The organism is Vulgatibacter sp. (assembly GCF_041687135.1).
Classification (GTDB): domain Bacteria; phylum Myxococcota; class Myxococcia; order Myxococcales; family Vulgatibacteraceae; genus JAWLCN01.
In genome coordinates, this window is the sequence record NZ_JAWLCN010000010.1 from 97597 (window position 1) to 105814 (window position 8218).

At 73.3% G+C, this 8218-nt stretch carries 8 protein-coding genes; 2 read left to right on the forward strand and 6 right to left on the reverse strand.

The features are described from left to right. Nucleotides 1-11 precede the first annotated feature (11 nt). Nucleotides 12-821, reverse strand: a complete 810-nt coding sequence (locus ACESMR_RS19470) for a M48 family metallopeptidase (protein ID WP_373048785.1) — start codon at nt 819-821, stop codon at nt 12-14. Nucleotides 822-945: 124 nt separating this feature from the next. Between ACESMR_RS19470 and ACESMR_RS19475 the strand changes: the two genes are divergently transcribed. Then, nucleotides 946-1338, forward strand: coding sequence for a hypothetical protein (locus tag ACESMR_RS19475; RefSeq protein ID WP_373048786.1), 393 nt, complete (start codon nt 946-948; stop codon nt 1336-1338). Nucleotides 1339-1451: 113 nt separating this feature from the next. Here the strand turns inward: ACESMR_RS19475 and ACESMR_RS19480 are convergent, their stop codons facing one another. Both ACESMR_RS19480 and ACESMR_RS19485 read right to left on the reverse strand, forming a co-directional pair. Continuing rightward, nucleotides 1452-2156, reverse strand: coding sequence for a TetR/AcrR family transcriptional regulator (locus tag ACESMR_RS19480; RefSeq protein WP_373048787.1), 705 nt, complete (start codon nt 2154-2156; stop codon nt 1452-1454). Beyond that, on the reverse strand, nt 2137-2805 hold the full coding sequence (locus tag ACESMR_RS19485; RefSeq protein ID WP_373048788.1) for a DUF4336 domain-containing protein: 669 nt from the start codon (nt 2803-2805) through the stop codon (nt 2137-2139). Before ACESMR_RS19485 ends, ACESMR_RS19480 begins: the two co-directional genes overlap by 20 nt. Nucleotides 2806-3194: 389 nt before the next feature. On the opposite strand from ACESMR_RS19485, the gene ACESMR_RS19490 reads away from it, so the two are divergent. Beyond that, on the forward strand, nt 3195-3506 hold the full coding sequence (locus ACESMR_RS19490; protein WP_373048789.1) for an STAS domain-containing protein: 312 nt from the start codon (nt 3195-3197) through the stop codon (nt 3504-3506). 2 nt (nt 3507-3508) lie between these two features. Here the strand turns inward: ACESMR_RS19490 and ACESMR_RS19495 are convergent, their stop codons facing one another. From ACESMR_RS19495 to ACESMR_RS19505, 3 genes are all read right to left on the reverse strand, one after another. Continuing rightward, entirely contained in the window at nt 3509-4054 is a 546-nt protein-coding gene (locus ACESMR_RS19495) for a CBS domain-containing protein (RefSeq protein WP_373048790.1), read from the reverse strand. 65 nt (nt 4055-4119) lie between these two features. Continuing rightward, nucleotides 4120-6819: an AAA family ATPase gene (locus tag ACESMR_RS19500; RefSeq protein WP_373048791.1), complete on the reverse strand. Its 2700-nt coding sequence runs from the start codon at nt 6817-6819 to the stop codon at nt 4120-4122. Continuing rightward, the gene (locus ACESMR_RS19505) at nt 6816-8111 is read right to left on the reverse strand and encodes an exonuclease SbcCD subunit D (protein WP_373048792.1); all 1296 of its coding nucleotides are present in this window, start codon (nt 8109-8111) and stop codon (nt 6816-6818) included. Before ACESMR_RS19505 ends, ACESMR_RS19500 begins: the two co-directional genes overlap by 4 nt. Nucleotides 8112-8218: the final 107 nt, after the last annotated feature.

Consider the following 8218-nt stretch of genomic DNA (forward strand, 5'->3'; position numbering starts at 1 on the left):
CTGGCCCCGGATCACGGGGCGAGCCGGTCCTTCGCCTCGTCGAAGCAGCCCACCGCCTCGCTGCCGCCGGTGGCGTAACCGCGATCGTCGATCAGACGCGCGAGGCGATCGGCGCGTGCGCCCGGCGCCGGGTGCGTGGCGAAGAAGGCCTCCACGAAGTTCGGGTTGCTGCCCTGGATCTCCTCGAGCTCGCGGAAGAAGCGCACCATCCCGTGCGGATCGTAACCGGCACCGGTGAGGAGGCGAAGGCCGATGGTGTCGGCCTCCTCCTCCGCGTCCCGTGAGTAGGCGGCGAGGTAGCCCTGCGCGGCGATCCCGGTGGCGAGCTGCGCCACCATGCCCGGGTTGTTGCCGAGCGCGAGTGCACCCAGGGTCTGGAGGCCGAGCTCCGCTGCGAGCTGATCGCTGACGTGGCCCGCCTTCACGTGGCCGATCTCGTGGCCGAGGACCGAGGCCAGCTCCGACTCGTCCTCCGCCGCGAGCACGAGGCCGGAGTAGACGTAGATGTGGCCGCCGGGAATCGCGAAGGCGTTCACCACGTCCGGGCCCTCGAGCACCGTGAAGGTGTAGTCGAATTGGGGTTCGTCGCCGAGCTCGGCGAGCAGGGTGCGGCCGATGCGGTCGATGCACTGCTGGGCCTGGGGCTCGGGGGCGACCTGCTCCTGCTGGCGGATCTGGGTGGCGAGCTGGTTCCCGAGGGCTGCCTCCTGCTCCTGCGAGAGGAGGAGATTTCCCACGGCCTGCGCCGGCGCGCGGGTCACGTCGGCAATCCAGCCGCAACCGGTGCCGAGGAGGGCGAGGAAGAGGAGGAAGGCGCGCATGGCCGCATCGGTGGACACCTGCCCGCTCGAGGGCAAGCCGCCTACCACCCGGGTGGTGGCCGCTCGCGCCCGCTCCCGGCGGTGCTTAGGGTCGGGTCGCCCGGGGTGTCGCTAGGAGGCCCAGATGATCCGCCGGCTGGTCGCAATCGTATGGGGGGCCGCGCTGCTTCTCGCCGGATGCGCGGGAGGCAAGGAGTCGCGTCCCACCGACGCCACGCAGCTGCGCAGGCAGATGATCGCCAGGGCGCAGGACAGCGTTCCGGGCACGTTGGTCGACGTCGAGGCCGACCGGCTGCGGGTGGCGCCCTTTCGCGGCGGGGCGCCGGTGACGTACGTGGTGCCGGGGGAGCTGCCGGTCTTTCTCGGCGGCGAGCCGGTGGACCGCAGCGCCCTGCGGCCCGGTACCGAGGTCAACCTCTTCTTCGTCGGCCCGAAGCGGGCCGGCGGAGAGCCGCGGGCGGTGGGGGTGCAGCTCCTCTCGCAGGGGTGCGCGAAGGCGCTCAAGCAGCAGTTCTGATCGCGGCCGCTGCGCGTGTCGAGGTGCCCGGCGCCGGGCGCCGCCGGGACGCAGGAGCCGGATGCGGATCCGGGCGGCGAGCCGGCATTGGCGCCGAGCGGGAAGCCGGGCGGCTACTGATCCGCGGGGCTGGTCGCGGCCCGGTGGAGCAAGGCGATGGCCTCGTCGCGGAGCTGCTCGAGGCTCGCGCGGGTGTTGCCGCCGACGCTCTCGAGGGAGGCGGCGAGGGAGAGGATCCCGTGGGCGGTGATCCAGGCCAGGTTGGCGAGCCGGCGCGGATGCAGGGAGGGATGGAGCCTCCCTGCTTCGCGATCGGCTGCGAGGCGCTGCTCGAGTCGATCGTTGATCCGCTGGGAGAGCGGGTAGATCCGCTCGGCGAGGAGCGCCGGCTGCAGGCCGATCCACTGGGGATAGACGTAGGCGAGGCGGAAGGTGGCGAGGTCCGCCGCGTAGCGATCCACCTTGGCGCGGACGAGGGCGGCCAAGGCCGCGACGCCGGAGGGGGCCTGGTCGATGGCGGCCTCGAGAGCGAGCACCTCCTGCTCGAGGATGCTGGCGGCGAGGTTGCCGATCACCTCCTCCTTCGAGCGGAAGTAGTAGTAGACCGCGGGCTTGCTCACGTCGGCTTCGGCTGCGACGGCGGCGATGGTGAGGGCAGCGACCCCGTCTGCTTCGAGGACGCGGCGGGCGGCGTCGAGGATGGCGGCGCGGCGGTCGGCCTGCCTGCGTTCCTTGCGGGCGATGCGGGGGGCGGGAGCGGTCGCCTGCGGTACGTCGCCGCCGGGCGCTGCGTCCGGGTCAGAGCCACGCGGTGGCATCGCGGAGCGCCTCCTTCCCTCCCCGCTCGAGCACCTCGCCGTGGGCCATCACCACCCGGTCGAAGTCCCAGGCGAGGACCCGATCGAGGGAGCGGCGCGCCGCCGCGCGGTCCTTCACCGCCGAGCGCAGGAGGCCGGTCTGCTTCACTCCGCCCAACGCGCCGTTGAGGCGGAGGTAGAGCCGGGTGAGCAGCCCGCGGGCCTGGCGGAAGTGGAAGACGAGATCGGTGCAGACGAGCGTGCGGCTGGGCCGGTGGAGGAAGACCGTCTCGCGCAGGGCGGGGATTCCCTCGATGCGTTGCTGATCGATGACGCCGGCCCACGCCGGGTCGGGGGCCTCGCCGAGGAGCTCGAAGGTGAGCGCCGGGTGCTTGCGCTCGATCCCAGGTGGGCCGTGGAGGCGGGCGCCGGCGAAGCGCCTGGCGGCGTCGGGGAGGAAGAGGTGGTGCAGCAGGTTCGGGGCGACGAGGTGCCGCACCTCGCCGAGGGCGCGGAGTTGCTGCTCGGTGCCCTCGTCCAGTTGTACGGGGGCATGGAGGAGGAGCCCCCTGCCCGGCAGCTCGACGACGGTCATCCGCGCGCCGAGCTGCAGGCCGAACAACGAGAAGGGTGCGTCGTGGATCCAGAGGCCCCTTGCCAGTTCGTTCATCTCGCCCTCGCTTTCTGACCTTCGTTCAGTTTTTCAGAATGAGGTCAAAAGAAGCAAGGGAGTCGACCCTGCAGGGGCGGCGGCGGGTCCCACGTGGGACTGCCGTTCCGTCCCACGCGCCCTGGCCGGGGGCCGGTGCCCCGCGCCGCTCGTCCCACGTGGGACTGCCGTTCCGTCCCACGCGCCCTGGCCGGGGGCCGGTACCCCGCGCCGCTCGTCCCACGTGGGACTGCCGACGCCGTCGGTGATCGTGGCAGCGCTTTGACCTGCCCGTCACCGCGGCGTCACCTCTTTCGCGCATGGGTTGCGTAGCGCGACACGAGCCGCGCAGGTGGTGCGGCGGTGCGGGCCCGCCGCCGCCGGCACGAGCCATTCGGGGGAGAGCGACGATGAACGGGAATCTGAAGATCAATGGCCGGCCGATCGCCGGCGGCGCACTGCGACTCGTCCTCGAGGGCACGCTCGATCACGGCGGCGCGCACCATCTCGCCCAGCACCTGGGCGCACTGCAGGACCGGGCGCTCGTGATCGACTTCTCGCAGCTCCGCGAGGTCTCCGACCTGGCGCTCGGCCTCGTCGCCAGGCCACTCCGCGCGCATCCGCAGCTGCGCGTCACCGGCTTGCGTGATCACGGCAGGCGCATCCTCCGCGCCTTCGGCGTCTCGCTGCTGGATACCGGCGCCGTCCGCGACGCCGCCTGAGCTCATGAAGGCCGGGGCGCTCTGCCGGCACGGGCCATCTTCGCCACGGCGCTCCGTCCAGCGGTCTTCCTGGCGGGCACGACCGCAGCACCCTTCCCCGCTTTCGCCGGCTCGGCACGAGCGGGCGCCGGAGCCGAGGGGGGCTTCTTCGTCACCGGACGACGGGATCTGCGGAGCACCTCGGCGAGCAGCAACAGCGCGTCGGTGGTGGTGAAGAGGCCGACCACCTTCCCCTTCTCCACCACCACCGCCGAGCCGAGCCTGCGGCGCGCCATCTCCGCCGCGACCTTCGCCACGTCGTCGCCAGGAGCGACGGCGTAGACCTCGGGGCTCATCGCATCCTCGACCGGCACCGCGTCCTGCTGCACGTCCTGCAGCGTCTCGATCAGGTGCAGGTCCCGCTGGGACACCAGCCCCACCAGCGCGCCGCCGTGGAGCACCGGCAGGTGGCGGATCTCGTGCTGCCGCATGAGCCGGTGGGCCACCGCCAGCGTCTGGTCCTTGCCCACGGTCCAGGGATTCGGGGTCATCCATGCGCGGACTTTCATCGCGTCCTCCAGGAAGAAGTCCCCCTCTCCCTGCAGCTTCCGCACCGTCCGCGCCTCCCGACGCCTCAAGCCACCTGCATCGCCGCCTCCGCCGCAGCTCCGAGGTCGATGCGCCGGCGCCCCGGGGCGACCGCCTCCACCAGCAGGACGGTCTGCGGGTGGCAGGTGAAGAGCAGCACCTGGTGCTCCCGGGCGAAGTCGGCGACCACGGCGGCGGTGGCAGCGGCACGCGCCGGATCGAAGTTGACGAAGACGTCGTCGAGGAGCAGCGGCAAGCGCAGCCCCCGCCCGGCGAAGGCACGCACCAGACCGAGTCGGATGCAGACGTAGAGCTGCTCGCGGGTGCCGCGGCTCAATGCGCCGGCGTGCACGGCCCTACCCCCTGCGTCGACGACCTCCACCTCCCGGACCCCTGCCGGCTGGCGCACGAGCACGTAGCGGCCCCCGGTGATCTGCTCGAACGCCTCGCTTGCCCAGCGCAGCACCTCGGGCTGCCGCTCCTGCTGGAAGCGCTCGAGGGTGTCGAGGAGCAGGCGCTCGAGCAGCGCCGCCTCGCGGTAGCGGCCCACCGCCGCAGCGAGCTCCGTCTCTGCCACCATCACCAGCGCCGCAGCCGCCGGCACGTCGGCAGAGGCCTCGAGCTCCGCCCGCTCCTTCCGCTGGAGAGCGAGCGCCTCCACCTGGGCCGCGCAGGTGGCCTCGAGCTCGTCGACGATGGCGGCGCCCTTCGCCTTCGCCTCCTCCCACGCCGCCCGGTCTCCCTGCGCGAGCACGACCCGCAGCGTCGCCGCCCGCGGCCCGGCGCCGACCTGCTCGGCGATCTGCACCTCGGCCTCCCTGGCAGCACGGGCGAGCTCCCACCGGCCCGCCAACGACGCGAGGCCGGCGGCGCCCTCCCCGTCGATCCCCGCAGCCTGGAGTAGCTCGGCTACCGACCCCTCCCAACGAGCCGCCGCCGCCCGCACGCCGGCGAGCTCGGCCTCCTCCCGCCTGCAGGCCTCCAGCGTCTCCGCACAGCGCTCGATCGCTCCGAGGCGGTCCAGCGCCGCAGCAGGCGAGAGGCTGCTGCCCAGATCGGAAGCTTCCTTGCGCCAGGCGATCTCCAGGGAGGCGAGTCGATCGGCAGCGGTGTCCTGCGCTGCCACCGCAGCAGCGAGCGCCGCCGCAGCACCGGCGAGCCGCACGTCGAGGGCCGCGACCTGCCGCCGCCGCTCGTCGCCACGTTCGACCGCACGCTCCAGATCCTCCAGGTCGATCGCGCACGATTCGAGCCGCGCCGCATCGATCGGCGCTTCGAGACCGAGCACGAGGCAGGCGCGCTCGATCGCCGCTTCGCAGGCCGCGCGGGCTGCTTCGTTCTCCCGGCTTCCCGCACCAGCAGCGCCTCCGCGAAGCGAGAGGGCGAGGAGACCGGCTGCCAAAGCAGCAACGGCGCCGACCGCCGCTGCAGCAGGTGCCCCCGCCACCCAGGCGAGCGCCGCCACCGCCAGGAAGAGCAGCGCCGCAACCAGGGCGACGCCTCCCAGGCGGCCACTGCCACGATCGCCGCGCTGCAGCAGCCGATCCCGCTCGGCGCAGGCAGCCCGCAGACGAGCCAATGCCTCGCGCCGCTCCCGCACCACCGCCCGGCTCTCCGCCGGGCCCGCCCCGTCGCCCTCGATCGCCGTCCGCTCCGCAGCGAGCCGGGCCTCCTCTGCCGCCGCGCCCTCCCGCACGCGGGTAGCTTCTGCCAGCGCCCGCTCCGCCCGCTCGAGCGCCTCACGTGCCCGGACGATGCGCGCCCGGCGCGACGGGGAGCGGTCGGTAGCCGCGAGCCGCCCCTCGTCCCAGCCCGGCCCCAGCTCCGCCAGGGAGCGCGCGAAGGAAGCGCGCCGCTCCGCCACCGCAGCGGCGAGCGCCTCGCTCCTCCGCATCCGATCGCGCTGCAGTGCCCCGTCCGCCAGCAGCCCCTCCAGCTGCGGCGCCAGGTCCTCCAACACCTCCACGCCCCCAGGCCCCAACACCTCCGCAGCACGCCGCCGCCGGAGCTCGAGGGGCCAGAGCCCGAGCAGCGTCTCGTATCCCGTGAGCGCCCGCCGCTCCGCCTCCAGGGCGCGCCGCGAGGAAGCCAGCGCCTCCTCCAGCTCCCGCTCGCGCGCTTCCAGCGCGCCGTGTCCCAACGACCGCGCCACCGCGGCGTCGTGGGCTCGCCGCGCCTCGACGAGCTCCCGCGCCAGCTCGCGGATCCGCCCGCCCCGGCTCTTGTGCTCCGCCTGCTGTCTGCGCTGCAGCTCCTCCGCCACGCCGGCGACGGAACGCCCCGCGCCCTCGAGCCCGGCGTCGAAGAGCCGCAGCCCCACCTCCTCCGCCGAGAGCCCCTCGAGCCCGGCGAGTTCGTCGAGCCCGAAGGCGAAGACCGTGCGAAAGAGCTCCCCGTTGGCCCCGCGCAGCAGCTGCTCGAAGTGGCCCGCCTCGAGGCGCTCCCCCTCCGCCCCTTCCACCAGCACCGTCCGGCGCTTCTTGCTCCATCGCCCCACCGCGGCCGGACCAGCAGCGGTCTCGAGAAAGAGCCTGCCCCCGTGTTCGCCACCACGGAGCGGCGGATATTTCGGCTCCCGGGATCGGTTGTCCGGAAAGCCGAAGAGCACGCCGCGCACGAACGCGTGGATCGTGCTCTTGCCGATCTCGTTGGGCCCGGTGACCACGTTGAGCCCGGCATCGAGGTCGTCCACCCGGAAGTCCCGCCACCGGCCGAAGCCGTCGATCTGCCAGCCCCGCAGGATCATTCCTCACCTCCCAGCCGATCGAGAGCGAAGCGCTCCGCCGCCCGGAGCAAGGCGAGGCGCTCCTCCCCGTCGGTGGGCTGCAGCACCCGTGCGATCTCGCCGCGGAGGAGCGGCGCGTCGATCCCCTCGACCAGCGCGGCCAGTTCCTCCTCCCGCAGCTGCAGGGCATCGATCCGCCGGAGCAGCTCCCCGGCGAAATCGTCGCGGGCGAGGAGCGCCGCCCGGTCCACGGGCGGCGAGGTGCCGACCGCCACCCGATCCCAGTGGACCCAGGGCTCGCTGCCCGCGGACGCGTCGCGGAGCGAGGCGAGAAGCTCCTCGCCACCGCCCCGTGCCAGATCGTGGTGCAGCGCCGCCCTGCCGCCGATCTCGAGCCGGGCCACGATTCCCTCCACCGCAGGCTCGAGGAGCACCGGCCGGATCCGCTCGAGAACCAGCCGCTCCAGGGAGGCGAGATCTCCTACCCCCGCTGCGTCCACCCGCAGGTTCTCGAAGCGCACCGGCGCCAGCGGCGCGAACTCCACCCCGGCCACCGCCCCCGCCTCCACGTGGACCAGCACCGCCCCCTTGGCACCGCACTCGGTGGCCTTCGGGCTCCGCCCCTGGAGGTTGCCGGGGTAGACCACCCACGACGGCCCGCGCGCGAGAATCTGCCGGTCGTGGACGTGACCGAGGGCCCAATAGTCCAGGCCGCTCGCCGCCAGATCCGCGAGGCTGCAGGGTGCATAGGGATCGTGGCCCTGCTGCCCCTCGACGTGGGCGTGGAGCAGCCCGATCTGCAGGACCGCCTCCGGCCCCCGCCGAAAGGCAGCGGCGAGGTTCTCCCGCTCCTCCCGCCTGCCGTAGCTCACGCCGTGGACCACCGCGAGGCAGCGGCCCTCCCGCACCACCGGCACCGACGAAGGCGCCCCGGCGCCGAAGACGTGGACGCCGGCCGGAAAGCCGCGCAGCGCGCTCCACCCCTCCTCGAGGGGGTCATGGTTGCCGTGCACGACGAAGCAGCCGATCCCCGCGGCGGCGAGCCGCTCCATCCCGCGGTGGAAACGGAGCTGCGCCCGCAGGCCCCGTTTGGGCCCGTCGTAGAGGTCGCCGGCGAGGAGGACGAAAGCCACCCGCCGCTGCACCGCCAGATCGACGAGCCGATCGAAGGCCGACAATGACGCATCGCGCAGCGCCGCTGCCACCGCAGGCTGCAGGGCCCCGAGGCCGGCGAAGGGCGTGTCGAGGTGGAGATCCGCCGCGTGGAGGAAGGAGAAGTCCATGGCCCGCAGCCTGCCACGGGGGTCTGACATTGGAGGCCCCACCGTGACAGGGCCATGACGAAGTCGAGCGATTCCGCTTGCCTGCGTGGACAAACTTTCAATTTTCGTTGAAAGTTCGCCCCCTCGTCCGAGGCCGG